Source organism: Megasphaera sp. An286 (assembly GCF_002163455.1).
Classification (GTDB): Bacteria; Bacillota; Negativicutes; order Veillonellales; family Megasphaeraceae; genus Megasphaera; species Megasphaera stantonii.
The window spans coordinates 37270-52997 of the sequence record NZ_NFIY01000011.1; the positions used below are offsets into that span (position 1 = coordinate 37270).

The following is a 15728-nucleotide window of genomic DNA, read 5'->3' on the forward strand; positions in this document are numbered from 1 at the left end:
TAAAATAAAAAAGATATGAGAATAACGTATACAGCGATGCTGTGAACTATATAGTATGGACAGGAGAGATGCACGATGAGAAAATATGCGAAAGTTTTCATAACAGCTGCCTTGGCTGCCGGCCTCAGCACGGCCGCCTTTGCGGCAAATAATGCGTCGCAGCTGACGGACATCGACAATTACTGGGGAAAAGCGGCCGTACAGTATTTCTATGACCGCCATTATGTCAGCGGCACAGACGGAAAATTCCGCCCGAATGAGGATATTACCCGCGAAGGCATCGCGGCGATTATCAACAACATGATCGGCGAAGATTCGGCGGCGGTGACGACGGACTTTAAGGACGTCAAGGGCCGCTGGTCTGAACGGGCCATTTCCTCTCTTGTCGATAAGCAGATTATGAGCGGCTACAGCAACGGCACCTTCCGGCCGACGCAGAACATTACGCGGGAAGAATTCGCCGTCATCGCTTATAATTACATGAGCTACAAGGGCATGGCGACGACGGGCGAGCAGACCGTCCCCTTCGCCGACGAAGCCAAGATTTCTCCGTGGGCTAAGGAAGCCGTTAACGCAATGGGCGCGGCAGGCTATATGACGGGCTCCAACAACGTCTTCAATCCGAAGGAATACGTTACCCGCGGCGAAGCGGTCAACGTATTGTACCGCATCGTCATGACTGCCGATTCGGCCCAGGCTGCGGCGCCGGAAGCGACGCCGGAGGAAGCGTCCCTGGAAACGAAGGTATTTAAGGATATTACGGAAGCCTACGGTTCGATCAAGAAATTCGCCGGCGACGGCATTATGTACTGGCAGGGCGATACCCTCCACATCGGCGTGAAGACGCAGAAGAATAAAGTCGAACTGGAAAGCGTCCTGGCGGCGGATAAGACGATACCGAAAAATGTCGTATACGTACAGACGGCTAAATACAGCTATGACGACTATAAGAAGATGATGTCCAAAGCCGAAGAAGTATACAGAGCTACGGAAGCTACAGATGCCGTCGTCAAGACCGACGTCGACTATCTCAATGAAAAAGTCGTCCTCACCGTACAGTCCATTTCGGAAGAAACGCGGGCCAACCTGGATGACGCCCTCGGCGGCGCGCTGCGCATCGTAGTTCAGTAAATATTGTCGCAAAAGGAGACGTTTGCATGAAATATAGAGCCTTGGCGGCGGTTTTAGGCGCCGCCGCTATACTATCCGCAGGCGCTGCTTCGGCAGAAGCGCCGTATACGGACTTGAACGCATTGCCCCAGCGGGCTGCCGTCGACTACTTGTACGATACGCAGTGCCTGACTTTCGTGACGGGCGATCAGTTTCATCCGAATACCGTGTTGACTCGCGGCGATTTGGCCCAGCTCATTTACAACGCTGCTGCCAATATGCCGTTAGCGAATCCGGAGTTTAAGGACGTCCAGCCGGGACGAGCTGCCGACGCCATGGCGGCCGTAGCGGCCCAGGGCATTTTGACGGGCTATGAAGACGGCTCGTTCCAGCCGGATAAAGAAGTGACGCGGGAAGAATTTGCCGGCGTCCTGTACCGGTATCTGCAGTACTGCCGCCTGGCGGACGCCGACGGTGAAGTGGAAGCATACGCCGATGAAAGCGACGTATCGCCGGCTGAGCTGACGGCCGTTCAGGTGCTGCACAGCAAGAATATCATGGTGCCCGACGATAACTATTTCCGTCCGAAAGACGGCATTACCCGCATGGAAGCGGCCGAGGTCATATACCGCCTGCTCCATTCGGACGAAGACTACGTATCCCATGTGCAGGTGGAAATGCAGGTCATGAAATGCCTTAACGCTGAATATGGCTCGGCCGTGGCCTATTTCCGGTATGGGACGATGTACTGGGAAGGCAACACCCTCGTGTTAGGTATAAAAGGCAGCCCAGGCCGGTATTTGGAAGACCGCATTGAACATGAAGTGACTCGCGCCGACGCCGTGTCTATTCGCCGCGTCCGCTTGAGCCGGAGCGACTACGACCGCATTCTGAACAGCGCCGTCAATACGATCGTGCGGATGGAAGGCGTGCAGACCTACGTCGGCTCCATTCCTGATTACGTCAACGAGCAGGTCGTCGTTACGGTCCGCCGCCCGGTGAGCGAGCAGACCCTCAAGGCATTGAACGAGCGGGTGGGAGCAGGCGTTATCCGCATTGAAACCCTGGCTGCTCCGGGAAAGGCCGTCCATGTGCAGGAAAATCGCAGCGGTGACGGCGAAGGCTACGACGTGGACCGCCGCGGCCGCCGTCACGACAATATCAGCTATTCGCCCCTCGTAGACCAGGCGACGTCCAACGCTATCGCTTACGTGGAAAACGATGTAATGAATTAAAAAAGAAATAAAATGAACCGACCCTTCCAAGTCAGCGTTTCAGGCTTCACTTTGAAGGGTCGGTTTTTAGTCGTTGGGGAGAAACAGGTGGGTCAGTTCTTGACAGGAATGGACGAGGTAATCAGGATGAAGGCTTTCTAAAAAGGACGAATCCCGAAAGCCCCAGGTGACGAGGACCGACGTCAAGCCGGCGTTGTCCGCCGTTTCCTTATCTACTTCCGAATCGCCGACGTAGACGGCCTGCTCGGGCCGGCAGTTCAAGAGGTGCAGGGCTTTTTCTATCATGTCCGGCGCAGGCTTTTTGCGGTACTGCGGCGATTCGCCTATGGAGAAATCGACGAGCTGGCGGAAGAATTCGTCGTGGAGGAGCGATACGGCGCCTTGTCCTTTGTTGGAAACGATGGCCGTCTTGTATCCGCCGTTCCGCAGCGCTGCCAGCATGTCTGCGACGCCGTCGTAGGGACGGGTATTGCCTTGGCAGTGGGCGCTGTAATATTGCTTGAACTCTTCCGCTAACAGGGCCTGCTCGTCGGCCGGCACGGACGGAGCGGCCCGCTCGATCAATCCCGTATAGCCGTAGCCCAGGCAGAGGCGCACCTCCTGCGGAGGGAGCTCCGGCATCTGGTGGAGCCTGAATATATGATTTAGACTATGAGTCAGTTCGGACAACGTATCGAGAACCGTGCCGTCCATATCGAAGATGACGGCTTTGTACGAATGGTTTATTTCATGGGGCATGACGGCCCGCCTCCTTTGCGCAGTATACCCATAGTATACCGTTCCCGGCGGTCTTTGTCCAACGGCGATAGCTTCCTAAATTCATGGGGCTTCAACCTAAATAGGCTAGTGCTAAAATAGATGCAGTATGATACAATAGGGAAAGATATTTGATAGAGCAAGATAGAGGAGAGGTTGATATGGCAAATTTGTTACCATATGCTATTGTAGCTGGCATTGCAGTTGTCTTTTTTGTAGTATGCTATATTTTATTTTCCGGCGGCAGCTCGGAAAAGGAAGAGAAAAAAGGAAAGAACCGCCACAGCCGCGCCGTGTCCGAACGGCCAGGCCAGGGCAAGTCGTCCCTTGGGTATGACGAGGCGGAAAAAAGACGCTCGGCGCAGCCGCAGCAGCCCGTCAGGGAAGATACGGCGCCCATTCCTCGCATTTCTAACGTAACCGTGCGGGAGCGTCAGGAAAATCCCGACGAAACGGCCTTCGTGACGACGAAGGGAGAAGCCGTACGCCGCGACGGAAAAATCGTATACGAAGAACCGCATCGTCCGGCTAAGAAGCAGGAACATCTCGACGCGACACAGGTATTGTCGCGCGAAGAAATATTAGAAGCCATGGATAAAATCGATAAAGAAGAAGCTGCGGCTCACAAGGCGAAGGAAGAAGAAGCCAAGAAGAAAGACATGGCTGAAACCTTGCGGAGCGCCAAAGCCGCTGAACGGTCTGAGGGAGAACGGGAAGACGAAGAGGCTCCCCGCGCCGCCTTGGCCGATATGGCCGCCGTCGTAGCCGCCGATTTAGAGGCGAAATCGCAGGGCGAAGCCGCGGCGCGGCCGGGACGCCGCATCGTGCAGGAAGTCATGGCTGAAACGGCCAAGGCTGCCGCCAAAAGCGTCTCCGACGAAACGCAGGTCATCAGTCCGGCCGAGCTGCGCAGAAAGCAGGAAGAAACGGCTGCTGCGGCAGACGAAACAGTTATGTTCGACGCAGGCCGCTTGTCTGATGCCGTGCGTCAGACCGGCGCGGCCCCGGCAAGCGACGAAACGGCCGTCATGCCGCCGGTACGGCAGCATACGCATACTGACGCCGGCAACGAGACGAAGCAGCAGAAGAGCCCCTGGGGCAACGACCTGTCCCGCTCGGCGGCGAAAGCTGCGCCAATGGCCGGCCGGCCGTCTATTTGGGAAGCGGCTCCCGAAGCCGATTCGCCCTTTATGTCCCAATGCACGGCTCATTTCCTGCGTCAATTCGGCATGGTGACCGAGGATATGAAAGCGCAGGCTGCTTCGATTACGGCGGCGGCCTTCCGCCGCATCGGCTGCCACTCCGACGGCGAACGAAAGAAAGCCCTGTCGTCGCTGCTGGCCCAGGAAGCGCTGCAGAACGTGCAAAAGGCCTACGTGGCCCATCCGAAGGATTACGTCGCGGCGATGGCATTGCAGGCCTTTGCCGATATCGTGCAGGGCTCGCCTGTTTCGACGCGCCATCTCGTCGCCGTCGACGCCTTGAAAATCATGCCTTATCTGTCGGACAACCACTATAAGATACTGTCTGTCCTGCTGCTGTTCCTGTATTCGCGCAATTCCCACAACGTCGACGCCGAAACCTTCGGCCAGTACATCGACAAGTACGTACTGCCCTTCCTCGACGGATTCCCGACGGAACGCCCCTATTACCAGCAGCTCGATTATCTCCACTGCACGGCTTTTGAAGGCAAGGAAACGCACTTTGCTGAAATCCTGGCTGATTCGTATCCGCTCTTATTCCGCTACCGCGGCTTTACGGAAGAGGAACTGCGCAAGGTGCTGAAGGGAACGCCTATGCCGGCGGAATATATCGTCCGTTCCTTCAATTCGCCCCTGGTGAAGCTGGCTATGATCGACGAAAGCATGGCGACGCGGTTCTTCCGCCTGGCCGGTATTTCCGACCGGGCCATGCAGGCGCAGCTGCTGCGGCTGGCGAAAAAACGGCCTGCCGGCTTCGGCGGCGAAGAAGCCCTGGATATTATGGAAGATATTTCGCCGGTACTGGCCGATTTGGGCGACATTTGGGACAGCACGATGCTGCGCATTTCCACCTTGTCGCTTTTAGGCTTGTATTTAGCGCAGGGATATATCAAGGAACAGATCGGCGAAGAATTCGATTTGTCCCGCTGGTTTGAATAAGGAGGATCTGCTATGAAGAAAATTCGCAAGGCTGTCATACCGGCTGCCGGCTTCGGCACCCGTTTTTTGCCGGCGACGAAGGCTACGCCAAAGGAAATGCTGCCTATCGTCGATAAGCCGACGATTCAATATATTGTAGAGGAAGCCCTGCAGAGCGGCATCGAAGAAATCCTGATCATCAGCGGCCATGCCAAGCGGGCTATCGAGGATCATTTCGATACGAATCCGGGCCTGGAAATGCATTTGGAAAGCCACGGCCAGGAGTCTCTGCTGAAGATGGTCCGCAGTATTTCGGAAATCAACATCCACTACGTCCGGCAGAAGCACATGCGCGGCTTAGGAGACGCCATCTTATGCGCCCGGTCCTTTATCGACGACGAACCCTTTGCCGTCCTTCTCGGCGACGACGTCGTATACAACGAAACGAATCCGGCCCTGCGCCAGATGATCGATATTTATAATGATTTGGGCGCGACGATTTTGGGCTGCCAGGAAGTACCCTTGGAAAAGGTATCGGCCTACGGCATCGTAGCCGGCGTTCCCGTCGAAGGAAAGAATGTTCTGCGGGTGACGAATATGATTGAAAAGCCGTCTGTCGAAGAAGCGCCGAGCCGTACGGCCGTCCTGGGCCGTTACATCATTACGCCCGACGTCTTTGAAGTGCTGGCCCGCACCGAGCCGGGCAAAGGCGGCGAAATCCAACTGACCGACGCGATTCAGACTATGGCGTCGCGCGAAGCCGTATACGCTTACTGCTTTAAAGGCAAACGCTACGACGTAGGCGATAAGCTGGGCTTTTTAAAGGCGACGGTCGAGTACGCCCTGCGCCGTCCCGATTTGGGCGAGCCCTTCCGGAAGTATTTGAAAGATTTGATGACAAAATAAATGGATGCGTGAAATGGAGAGTACCAAAAGGGACTCTCCATTTTTTTGTTCAAATTTCAATATTAAATAAAATAATTATTATCAAAAATATTTACATCAGCCTTCATTTGATATATAATAAATGAGTAATAAGTATCAGTTTCTATTTACGAAGGAGAGGTTGGCTATGTTTCAGAACAGCGATTTTTGGATTGGCTTAGGTATTGGCGTCGTTGCCGGTGTATTTGGGTATAAACTGCTTACGGAGCGGGAGCAGCAGCTGTTGGCCCTGCAGCAGCCGGCAGCCGGGACGGTTACGGCCGATGTGCCTTTGGCTGAATTACAGCGTCAAAAAGAAGAATTGGAAGACTTGATTGCGGCGCAGGAAGCAGCGGCAAAATAAGAAGCGTTATAGAAAAGACTGTCGCCATGGCGGTGACGGTCTTTTTTACACTGGTAATCATTGATAAGAAGGGACGGCTTACTCACGTGCTTCCTGTATCGAAATGGGATTTTATCATCCGCGCTGTGCGCATTTCATCGTATCTTCCGGGGCGCATCCGCTTGTACAGCCGCAAGCTGGTCGGCAATGCGGAGCTGGCCGGAAAGATATATGCCTATGTGGCCAGCTATAGGGAAATTGATAAGGTAGAAATCAATATTGTTACCGGTTCCGTGCTGATTTTGTACAGGCCGCAGGCGCTGCGGAGCAATGCCGAATTGGCTCGGGTGGAACAGTATATCATGAACCATGCGGAAAGGAGAGGTTGATTATGTCTTATGCTTCCGGATTTATGTTGGGAGCTTCTATCGGAAAGGCGATTCATAACATGGTGTCCGGCGGCGGATTTTCTCCAGCCGGAGGAAGGGGCAAGGGAATGGGAAAACAGGCTGCCAATCCTCCCTATGCGGCTCCGGCTATGCCTGCCGCGCCTGTCAGACCGAATATACCGGCTTTTGCCTGTGTATCTTCTACACGGGGCCGACGCCGATATCGGGCTGCCGCATTAGTGCAGAATCAGCCCCTGGCCGAGCTTCTGCAGCAGGCTCTCGGCAGTTTGCCGGCGGCGCGGCGCGTGGAAGTCAATGCGGCGACAGGGAGTATTCTGGTATGCTCGGATAATGAAGGGGCTCTGGATGCGTTGGAACGTTATTTAGGGGAACGTATTTTTCCCGCTGCTCCGGCTCCGCCGTATGTGCCGGCGCCTGTGCAGACGAAAACGGCTGCGTCGGCTTATACGGATGTGCTGTATGAGACGCTGAATTTCTTGAATTCTGCCGTATCGCAGAAGACGGCCAACGTCTTTGATTTGCGTTCCCTCTTGTCTCTCTTTTTGGCCGTGCGGGGCATGCGCAAGATGATCGGCCAGAATCAGCGCCCGTCGGGACCGCAGATGCTGTGGTGGGCTACGTCGTTGATGAGGGGGCGGAGATAAGATGTATACGTGTTGTACCCTGCCGCTTCACAGCGTGCTGCCCCTGCGCATGCGCTCTATCCTGAGCGTCAAGCTGCGCCAGATTCCCGGCGTGGCTGCCGCCTCGTCTGACGAGCAAAAGCTGACCATATACTACCAGGGGAAGGTGGATCTGCGGATTATCCGCATGTTGGTCCGCTCCTTTGAGCAGAAATACGGAAAAGCTAAGGAAGATAAAAAAGAATGGGACGTAGCGGCATACCGGCGCGAAGCCATTATTTCTGTCGGCGGCTTTATCGCCATGAATATTTTACGCAAAACGAATCCGGAATTTTACGACGGCATTCTCCTGTTCCGGCGCTTGTTTACCTTATTTATCGCCCGGCGGTTTATCCAGAACGGCGTCATGGGCGTTATCCGGGACAAGCAGGCTAATGCCGATACGCTGACCGCTACGGCTGTGGCCGCGTCCGTCCTGGCTGGCAAGCCCGAATCGAGCCTGACCTTGCTGGCCCTTTCCAATGGAGCGGAAATGCTGACGGAATATGCTGCCGAACGGGCGCGCCGCCAGATTTCGGGCCTCTTGAAGCTGGATCAGCGGGACGTATGGCTCGTGGAAAATGGCCGGGAACGAAAGGTCCCTGTCGACTCACTGAAGGTAGGCGATACGATTGCCGTCCATCTGGGCGAAAAGATCTGTGTGGACGGGAAAGTCGTCGGCGGGAATGCGGCAGTCAATCAGGCCTCCATTACGGGCGAATCGAATCCGGCTATCAAGCAGCCCGGGACCTTTGTATATGCCGGCAGCGTCATCGAAGCCGGAGACCTCGTCGTCAAGGTCGAAAAGGTCGGCGCCGATACGTCACTGGCCCAGATTATCCACTTGGTCGAAGAGGCGCAGACCCGCCGCGCGCCGGTGCAGAATTTTGCCGATAAAATGGCCAATATGCTTGTTCCTATTTCCTTTATCGGCGCGGCCATTGTCTATGGGGCGACGAAGGACTGGCAGCGCGTGCTGAACCTGCTGTTCATCGACTTCTCCTGCGGCCTGAAGCTGTCGACGGCGACGGCCATTTCTGCGGCCATCGGCATGGCGGCCCGCAAGGGGATTCTCATTAAAGGCGGCAACTACATCGAAAATCTGGCCGATATTGACACGGTTGTCCTCGATAAGACCGGCACGATTACCATGGGCGTACCGCAGATTGCCCATATTTCTACGGTTCCCGGAGTAGATGAAAAGGAAATGATTTTACTGGCTGCGTCGGCGGAAATGCACTCCGTTCATCCGCTGGCCGTAGCGGTGCAGAAATACGTCAAGGCTCACGGCTGGGACGTACCGCATCACGATATGTCCGAGACGGTCGTTGCCCGCGGCATGAGGGCCTCCGTGCCTCCCTTTGAAGACTTTGCCGGCGGCGACGTCCTCGTCGGAAGCCGCCGCTTCATGCAGGAAGAATGCGTGCAGGGCATGCCGGAAAAAAGCGACAAATCATGGGGAAAAAATCTGTTGTTTGTCGCGCGGGACAAGCAGTATATCGGCTGCCTGACGATTGAAGACCCGGTTCGCCCGGCCATGAAGAAGACTCTCAATCAAATGCGCCGCATCGGCGTAGACGAAGTCATCATGCTGACTGGCGATTCCAAGGAAGTGGCGGCAGAAGTGGCCCGCGAAATGGACATTGATTCCTATCATGCTGAAATACTGCCGGAAGATAAGGCTAATTACGTCATGAAGCTGCAGAAGCGGGGCAGCGTCATGATGGTCGGCGACGGCATCAACGACGCACCGGCACTGGCCTTTGCCGATATCGGCGTCAGCCTGGGCGGCAACAAGACGGATATAGCGGCTGAATCGGCAGCTATTACGATTCGCTCCGAAGATCCGGGAAAATTGTATGATGCATTGAAGATTGGCCGGCAGACCATGAAGGTCATCAATCAGAATTTTACGGCGACGATTATCGTCAATTCAGCGGCTATGCTTCTCGGCGCGCTGGGGCGCATCAGCCCCTTATGGGCCGCAGTCATCCACAATACAGCGACGCTGGCCGTCGTATTGAACAGCGTGCGCATTCTCGGCGTGTCTCGCCGCATGGTAAAAGCGTAATTTTATCCTGACATATAAGCTCCTTTGTTCTGGGAATTCCCTGCAGTTGGTACAGTGAATCAGCTGCAGGGAATTATTTTTTATCTGCCGGGGTGGAGAAACAATTTTATCCGGAATTTTATATTTTTTTATGTATACATCACCATATTAGTATGATATACTACTGTATGAATGACGAAAGTCAGTCCTAACCATTAAAGGAGTGAAAGAATACATGTTAGAATTACGCCATGTATCGTTTTCCGTTCCCGACGAAAATGGTACGAAAAATACAAAGGAAATTTTAAAAGATATCAATCTGGTCATCGACGAACAGAAATTCGTCGTCATTACCGGCCCGAACGGCGGCGGCAAATCGACGCTGGCTAAATTAATCGCCGGCATTGAAAAGCCGACGAGCGGCCAGATTTTCTTCAACGGCCAGGACATTACGGACTGGGACATTACGAAGCGGGCCCAGAACGGCATCGGCTACGCTTTCCAGCAGCCTGTGCGCTTCAAGGGCATCACCGTCATGGACCTGCTCTGTCTGGCGGCGGGCAATAAGAAACTCGACAAATGCGTCGTCTGTCAATACCTGTCCGAAGTCGGCCTTTGCGCGGAAAATTACATCAACCGCGAAGTGGACGCATCCTTGTCGGGCGGCGAATTGAAGCGCATTGAAATCGCCACGATCGTAGCCCGCAAGAACACGGAACTGGCTATTTTCGACGAACCGGAAGCAGGTATCGACTTGTGGAGCTTCCATAAACTCATCAAGGTATTTGAAAGAATGCACGATCAGAAGCAGTCGATTCTCATCATTTCCCATCAGGAACGCATTCTCAACATTGCCGATGAAATCGTCCTCATTGCTGACGGCACGGTCCGCAAGGTCGGCACGAAGGAAGAAGTTCTTCCCGAATTGATGGACGTCGTAGGAAACTGCAAGTTTTATAAGGAGGAAGACTGATGGATAAGTATCAAGAACATTTGCTGGAAGTCATCGCCGATTTGCATGGCATTCCTGAAGGCGCATATAATATCCGCTCGAACGGCCAGAGCGTCGGCCGCGCTTCAACGGCTCATATCGAAATCGAGCCGCAGAAGGACCGTCCGGGCATCAACGTGTATATTAAGCCGGAAACGCAGCACGAAGCTGTGCACATTCCCGTCGTCCTGAGCCAGGCCGGCCTCAAGGACGTCGTATACAATGATTTTTACGTCGGAGAAGGGGCTGACGTCGTCATCGTCGCCGGCTGCGGCATCCACTGCGGCAGCGACGACGGCTCGCAGCACGACGGCATTCATACCTTCCATATCGGCAAAAACGCCCGCGTACGCTACGTAGAAAAGCACTACGGCGACGGAGACGGCAAGGGCCAGAAAATCATGAACCCGGAAACCATCGTCCATATGGAAGAAGGCAGCTATATGGAAATGGAAACGACGCAGATCAAGGGCGTCGACTCGACGAAGCGCGTCACGAAGGCTGATTTGGCAGCCAGCGCGACGTTTATCGTCAAGGAAAAGCTCATGACCGACGGCGTGCAGTTTGCCGAAACGGAGTTTGAAGTTGAACTGAACGGCAAGGATTCCAGCACGGACGTCGTATCCCGCGCCGTTGCCCGCGGCACGTCCCACCAGATTTTCCGGGCCAAGGTCATCGGCAATGCCCAGTGCCACGGCCATTCAGCCTGCGACTCCATCATCATGGACGACGCCAAGATTTCGGCGATTCCTGAGCTGACGGCCAACGATACGGACGCGGCCCTGATTCACGAAGCGGCTATCGGCAAGATTGCCGGCGAACAGCTGACCAAGCTCATGACGTTAGGCCTTACGGCAGAAGAAGCGGAAGAAATGATCATCCAGGGCTTCTTAAAATAATAGGCGCAAGAGAAACCAGTCTTTCCCCATTAGGGGGAGGCTGGTTTTTGCATAGGCGGAAAGAGTAGGCAAAGGGCGGGAAAATAGTGTACAATAAGGAGAAAAAGGAGGGGGACGGCATGAACGGAGAGGCGGCGTTTCGCCGATATGCAGACTTTGACGCAATACTGAATTCTATTTACTGCGCGATTTTTATCGTCCATACAGACGGCCGCGCCGTATACCGCAATGGAGCGGCTGACGAGCTCAAGGCGGAATTAGGCGTGACGGAGGATGAGCTTATCGGCGCGCTGGAGGCGCAAATCGACGTCGTACATGGGCAGGGGCGCTTTGCCGTCGCAGTAGAGGGGGGCATGATTATCTGCCATCTCCTGCCCTGGACCCAGGCCGGTCAGCGGCAGGGCAGCATTATCGTCGCCCATATATCGGGGAAAGAGCGGTGCTCCGCCCAGGAATTGGACAACGTCATAGACGTACTGGAAGAAATCGACGCTATTTTGGAGGTCGTCGCCGACGGCATCGTCGTGGCCGATAAAAACGGCGTCATCATCCGGGTCAACAAGGCCTTGGAAACGACCTTCGGCATCAAGCGGCGCGACGTCTTGGGGCGGTCTATGGAAATACTTGACCGGGAGCATTCCGTCTGCGGCGAACTGGTCCGCAAGATGAACGAAGACCCGAAGCGCATCGTCGTGTCGGGAACGTACAAGCAAAAGGAGCTCTTGTGCACCGGCGCGCCCATATTCGACCGGCAGCACCGCCTCAAGACCATCGTCATCAGCATACAGGACATGTCGGCTCTCAATACGCTGCGCAAAAAGCTGGAAGAGCAGCGGCTGTACACGAAGAGCTATATGCGGGAAATATCCTTGTTCAACGGCAGCGGCGGCCCCATCGTGGCCCACAGCCCGGCCATGAAGAAGATACTTCATCTGGTGCACGTCGTCGCCGACGTCGAGTCCGTCGTATTGATTACGGGCGAGTCGGGAACGGGGAAGGAAGTCGTCGTCAACGAAATTTATCACACGAGCCGGCGAAAGGACAAGCCTTTTATCAAGATAAACTGCGGCGCCATCCCCGACACCTTGTTCGAGTCGGAGCTGTTCGGCTATGAAAGCGGCGCCTTTACAGGTGCTCGGCGGCAGGGCAAGGTCGGCTTTTTCGAACTGGCCAACAAGGGAACCCTGCTCCTGGACGAGGTGGGCGAGCTCAGCCTGGCAGCGCAGGTCAAGCTGCTCCGTGTCATACAGGAAAAAGAAGTGCAGCGCATCGGCGCGGCCAAGCCGGTCAAGGTAGACGTCCGCCTGATTGCGGCGACGAACAAGGACTTGTGGAGTATGGTCTGTCAGGGGACGTTCCGGCAGGACTTGTATTATCGCCTCAACGTCATTCACATCCATATTCCGCCGCTGCGGGAGCGGCGCGAGGACATTATCCCCCTGGTCAACTATTTCCTGAAATATTTCAATGAAAAGTACGGCAAGGAAAAGGAGATTTCTCCGGAACTGTACCGCTTCCTCATGCGTCAGGACTGGCCGGGCAATATCCGCGAGCTGGAAAACGCCGTCGAGACGATGATCGTCCTGCCGTCGGAAAACAAGCTGACGCCCAGCCATTTTGTCGGCAAGGGAACGGGCGAGGATTCCGGGGCGGCCGTCAAGGTGCAGCGTCTCGTGCCGTGGAAGCGGGCCGTAGAAGAAATGGAAAAAGAGCTGCTGATGCAGGCGTACCGGGAATACCGCTCGACGCGGGCCATGGCGAAGGCGCTGGAGATAGACCAGTCAACGGTCGTGCGGAAAATGAAAAAATGGGGCGTCGGCTCCCATGAAAAGGATAAAAACGATGCAATATAGCATAGAAGTGATGTCAACGCGCATCGGTTGGACGAAAGCGGTACCATCATGGCATCGGCAATAAGCAGTAAGGATATCGGCATACAGGCGATGTAAATATACATCGCACTGGATGCCGATATGTTTTTAAAGGTCCGTATTTACGCCATTTGCAGCTTTTTTGTATTTGGCATATTTATTTCATATATATTTGTGAAAGATCCATCAGGTATAGGATAGTGTATGAAATATGAGTCCAGCGAAGGAGGGGTTTGGTATGTTAATGACTAAACAACAATTCCAAGACAGCATTCGCGCCAGAAAACCGATGAACGTATGGTTCCTGGGAGAGAAAATTGAAGACGTTACGACCTATCCGCCCTTGGCGGCCAGCTTCAACGCTATCTCCAAGATTTACGAACTGCAGCATCGCCCGGACTGGCAGGATCTGATTACTGTTCCGTCCCATATGCTCGACGAACGGGTCAGTATTTACAACGCTCCCCTCCGTTCGGCAGAAGACGCGAACCGCAAGACCAGAGCTGCCAGAGCGCTGGCTGAAGTTATCGGTTGCTGTACGCACCGCTGCACCGGCTCGGAAGCATTTGCCGGATTAGGCCCTGCGTGCTACGACATGGACCACGACTTGGGTACCAACTATTTTGAACGCTTCATGAATTTCCTGAAATACGTACAGCAGAACGACTTGACCTGTACCGTTACGGTAACGGACGTCAAAGGGCTGCGGACGGCGCCGCCTCATGCACAGGCCGACCGCGATTCCTACGTCCACGTCGACGAAGTCCGCGAAGACGGCATCGTCATCAGCGGGTTCAAGTGCAATCAGACGGGCATCCTTTTCGCTCATGAAATCGTCATCGTTCCGACAACGAACATGAAGCCGGAAGACAAGGATTTTGCCGTCGCCTGCGCCGTTCCTGCCGATACGCCGGGACTGACCTTTGTCTTGGGCCGTACGCCTCAGGATAAACGCTTCTTCGAAGTCGAAGGCGATATCGAAGGCATCGACTTGGGCAAACAGTATGCCGACCATCAGGCGCTCGTATACTTCGACCACGTATTCGTCCCGAATGAAAGAGTATTCCTCTGCGGCGAAACGCAGTACGTAGGACGGCTCCTGAGCTACTTCACGGCAGTCCACAGATTGACGGCCGGCGGCTGCAAGGCTGGCGGATGCTCGGCTCTCTGCGGCGCGGCAAGTCTGTTGGCCGATATGGTCGGCGTGCAGAAAGCCGGTCATATCCGGACGAAGCTCACGGAAATGGCAATGACTGCTGAAACGGTTTACGGCCTGTCCATTGCTTCGGGTGTAGAAGGATTCCAGCATCCCAGCGGCTTCTGGATTCCCAACCCGCTCATGTCCCATACGTGCAAATACACCTGCACGAAGATTCCCTTCGATGCCGTTCGGTACGCCCGCGACATCCTGGCGGGCTTTGGCGAAACGGCTCCGTCCGAGCTGGATATGAGAAATCCCGAAGTCGGCGAACTGTGCCAGAGAGCCTTCAACCCGGGAAACCCGAAATACAACGCCTTCGATCGTCTGCGGGCCAGCCGCTTCATCGAACACATGGTACGCGGCTCTAACTGGACGGCCATGGCCCTCCACGGCGGCGGCAACCAGGAAGCGTCGACCGTCATGGCCAGAATGTATACGGACTGGGAATACCTGAAAGGCCTCGTAAAAGTTGCCACAGGCATTGAAACGGACGCGCAGAAGGCTGAAGAATTTATCGACACCATCGGCAAGCGCCAAGGCCGTATCTGTACGACCCTCGATTTGCCGAAGGTTGAAAGCTGACGGGTTAGTAAAAGAAGATATAGACTGTATGATAATGGGCTCCCACGGTGAGATGTTACTGTGGGAGCCCATTCTGTCATGCTATTGATGCAGTAGACAATAAAAGAGTCCTATATCGTTTTCAGTTACCTCTAGTAGAACTAGGGGAGTTTGTTATGCCTGTTTGAAACCTGAAAAGTAAACGAATGAGACAGAAATGTAGATAGATAGTATTTTAGCCGAACCATGTATTTGATTGTAGTAAGAGCGCTGAGGAGAGAAACTATTGGTCTAGTCATCGTTTGATTTTATTCGCTATTACGATTATAATTATTAATGATAAGTTTATACATGCAGTGAAATATCAAGACGATTTTTTTGGAGCAGGAGATGGCCTAATGAAATATTTATCCGTGACGCAAACTGCCCAAAAGTGGGGCATCTCTACGCGGCGCATACAGATATTGTGCAGCGAAAAGCGCATCCCTGGCGCGGTAAAAATCGGCAATCAATGGGCGATTCCAGACGACGAATTGAAGCCTGCCGATGCAAGAGTCAAAAGTGGAAAATATAAGAAAACCAGTCTAACATGAGG

General features: G+C 54.3%; 14 protein-coding genes. 13 read left to right on the forward strand and 1 reads right to left on the reverse strand.

Annotated elements, in window-relative coordinates:
- The first annotated feature begins 75 nt into the window (after nucleotides 1–75).
- Both B5F80_RS06530 and B5F80_RS06535 read left to right on the forward strand, forming a co-directional pair.
- On the forward strand, nucleotides 76–1131 hold the full coding sequence (locus B5F80_RS06530; RefSeq protein ID WP_087478017.1) for an S-layer homology domain-containing protein: 1056 nt from the start codon (nucleotides 76–78) through the stop codon (nucleotides 1129–1131).
- 26 nt (nucleotides 1132–1157) lie between these two features.
- Nucleotides 1158–2345, forward strand: a complete 1188-nt coding sequence (locus B5F80_RS06535) for an S-layer homology domain-containing protein (protein ID WP_087478018.1) — start codon at nucleotides 1158–1160, stop codon at nucleotides 2343–2345.
- Nucleotides 2346–2411: 66 nt separating this feature from the next.
- Here the strand turns inward: B5F80_RS06535 and B5F80_RS06540 are convergent, their stop codons facing one another.
- Nucleotides 2412–3083, reverse strand: coding sequence for an HAD family hydrolase (locus B5F80_RS06540; protein ID WP_087478019.1), 672 nt, complete (start codon nucleotides 3081–3083; stop codon nucleotides 2412–2414).
- A 179-nt stretch (nucleotides 3084–3262) separates the two neighbouring features.
- Between B5F80_RS06540 and B5F80_RS06545 the strand changes: the two genes are divergently transcribed.
- The 11 genes from B5F80_RS06545 to B5F80_RS06595 all read left to right on the forward strand — a co-directional run bounded on the left by B5F80_RS06545 (nucleotide 3263) and on the right by B5F80_RS06595 (nucleotide 15726).
- Nucleotides 3263–5242, forward strand: coding sequence for an LPO_1073/Vpar_1526 family protein (locus tag B5F80_RS06545; protein ID WP_087478020.1), 1980 nt, complete (start codon nucleotides 3263–3265; stop codon nucleotides 5240–5242).
- A 12-nt stretch (nucleotides 5243–5254) separates the two neighbouring features.
- Nucleotides 5255–6127, forward strand: coding sequence for a UTP--glucose-1-phosphate uridylyltransferase GalU (gene galU, locus B5F80_RS06550; protein ID WP_087478021.1), 873 nt, complete (start codon nucleotides 5255–5257; stop codon nucleotides 6125–6127).
- 166 nt (nucleotides 6128–6293) lie between these two features.
- Nucleotides 6294–6509, forward strand: coding sequence for a 50S ribosomal protein L9 (locus B5F80_RS06555; protein ID WP_087478022.1), 216 nt, complete (start codon nucleotides 6294–6296; stop codon nucleotides 6507–6509).
- Between the two features lie 26 nt (nucleotides 6510–6535).
- Entirely contained in the window at nucleotides 6536–6877 is a 342-nt protein-coding gene (locus B5F80_RS06560) for an HMA2 domain-containing protein (protein ID WP_087478023.1), read from the forward strand.
- A gap of 2 nt (nucleotides 6878–6879) precedes the next feature.
- Complete coding sequence (locus tag B5F80_RS06565; protein WP_087478024.1) at nucleotides 6880–7542, forward strand: HMA2 domain-containing protein; 663 nt, start codon at nucleotides 6880–6882, stop codon at nucleotides 7540–7542.
- A 1-nt stretch (nucleotide 7543) separates the two neighbouring features.
- Nucleotides 7544–9631 (forward strand): cation-translocating P-type ATPase, encoded by a 2088-nt coding sequence (locus B5F80_RS06570; RefSeq protein WP_087478025.1) that lies wholly within the window; start codon nucleotides 7544–7546, stop codon nucleotides 9629–9631.
- Nucleotides 9632–9845: 214 nt separating this feature from the next.
- Complete coding sequence (locus B5F80_RS06575; RefSeq protein ID WP_087478026.1) at nucleotides 9846–10583, forward strand: ATP-binding cassette domain-containing protein; 738 nt, start codon at nucleotides 9846–9848, stop codon at nucleotides 10581–10583.
- Nucleotides 10583–11500 carry a SufD family Fe-S cluster assembly protein gene (locus B5F80_RS06580; protein ID WP_087478027.1) on the forward strand — a complete coding sequence of 306 codons (918 nt, stop codon included), beginning with the start codon at nucleotides 10583–10585 and terminating at the stop codon, nucleotides 11498–11500. The genes B5F80_RS06575 and B5F80_RS06580 overlap by 1 nt, the downstream gene beginning before the upstream one ends.
- A gap of 119 nt (nucleotides 11501–11619) precedes the next feature.
- A complete protein-coding gene (locus B5F80_RS06585) occupies nucleotides 11620–13353 on the forward strand; it encodes a sigma 54-interacting transcriptional regulator (protein ID WP_087478028.1) in 1734 nt (577 codons plus the stop codon).
- A 256-nt stretch (nucleotides 13354–13609) separates the two neighbouring features.
- On the forward strand, nucleotides 13610–15154 hold the full coding sequence (locus tag B5F80_RS06590; RefSeq protein ID WP_158099962.1) for a 4-hydroxyphenylacetate 3-hydroxylase N-terminal domain-containing protein: 1545 nt from the start codon (nucleotides 13610–13612) through the stop codon (nucleotides 15152–15154).
- Between the two features lie 377 nt (nucleotides 15155–15531).
- A complete protein-coding gene (locus B5F80_RS06595; RefSeq protein WP_087478052.1) occupies nucleotides 15532–15726 on the forward strand; it encodes a helix-turn-helix domain-containing protein in 195 nt (64 codons plus the stop codon).
- Nucleotides 15727–15728 lie beyond the last annotated feature (2 nt).

Excerpts from the sequence above, each read along its gene's own strand:
- B5F80_RS06530 (WP_087478017.1), top strand. The coding sequence starts at position 76 with ATGAGAAAATATGCGAAAGTTTTCATAACAGCTGCCTTGGCTGCCGGC.
- B5F80_RS06535 (WP_087478018.1), top strand. The coding sequence starts at position 1,158 with ATGAAATATAGAGCCTTGGCGGCGGTTTTAGGCGCCGCCGCTATACTA.
- B5F80_RS06540 (WP_087478019.1), bottom strand. The coding sequence starts at position 3,083 with ATGCCCCATGAAATAAACCATTCGTACAAAGCCGTCATCTTCGATATG.
- B5F80_RS06545 (WP_087478020.1), top strand. The coding sequence starts at position 3,263 with ATGGCAAATTTGTTACCATATGCTATTGTAGCTGGCATTGCAGTTGTC.
- galU (WP_087478021.1), top strand. The coding sequence starts at position 5,255 with ATGAAGAAAATTCGCAAGGCTGTCATACCGGCTGCCGGCTTCGGCACC.
- B5F80_RS06555 (WP_087478022.1), top strand. The coding sequence starts at position 6,294 with ATGTTTCAGAACAGCGATTTTTGGATTGGCTTAGGTATTGGCGTCGTT.
- B5F80_RS06560 (WP_087478023.1), top strand. The coding sequence starts at position 6,536 with ATGGCGGTGACGGTCTTTTTTACACTGGTAATCATTGATAAGAAGGGA.
- B5F80_RS06565 (WP_087478024.1), top strand. The coding sequence starts at position 6,880 with ATGTCTTATGCTTCCGGATTTATGTTGGGAGCTTCTATCGGAAAGGCG.
- B5F80_RS06570 (WP_087478025.1), top strand. The coding sequence starts at position 7,544 with ATGTATACGTGTTGTACCCTGCCGCTTCACAGCGTGCTGCCCCTGCGC.
- B5F80_RS06575 (WP_087478026.1), top strand. The coding sequence starts at position 9,846 with ATGTTAGAATTACGCCATGTATCGTTTTCCGTTCCCGACGAAAATGGT.
- B5F80_RS06580 (WP_087478027.1), top strand. The coding sequence starts at position 10,583 with ATGGATAAGTATCAAGAACATTTGCTGGAAGTCATCGCCGATTTGCAT.
- B5F80_RS06585 (WP_087478028.1), top strand. The coding sequence starts at position 11,620 with ATGAACGGAGAGGCGGCGTTTCGCCGATATGCAGACTTTGACGCAATA.
- B5F80_RS06590 (WP_158099962.1), top strand. The coding sequence starts at position 13,610 with ATGTTAATGACTAAACAACAATTCCAAGACAGCATTCGCGCCAGAAAA.
- B5F80_RS06595 (WP_087478052.1), top strand. The coding sequence starts at position 15,532 with ATGAAATATTTATCCGTGACGCAAACTGCCCAAAAGTGGGGCATCTCT.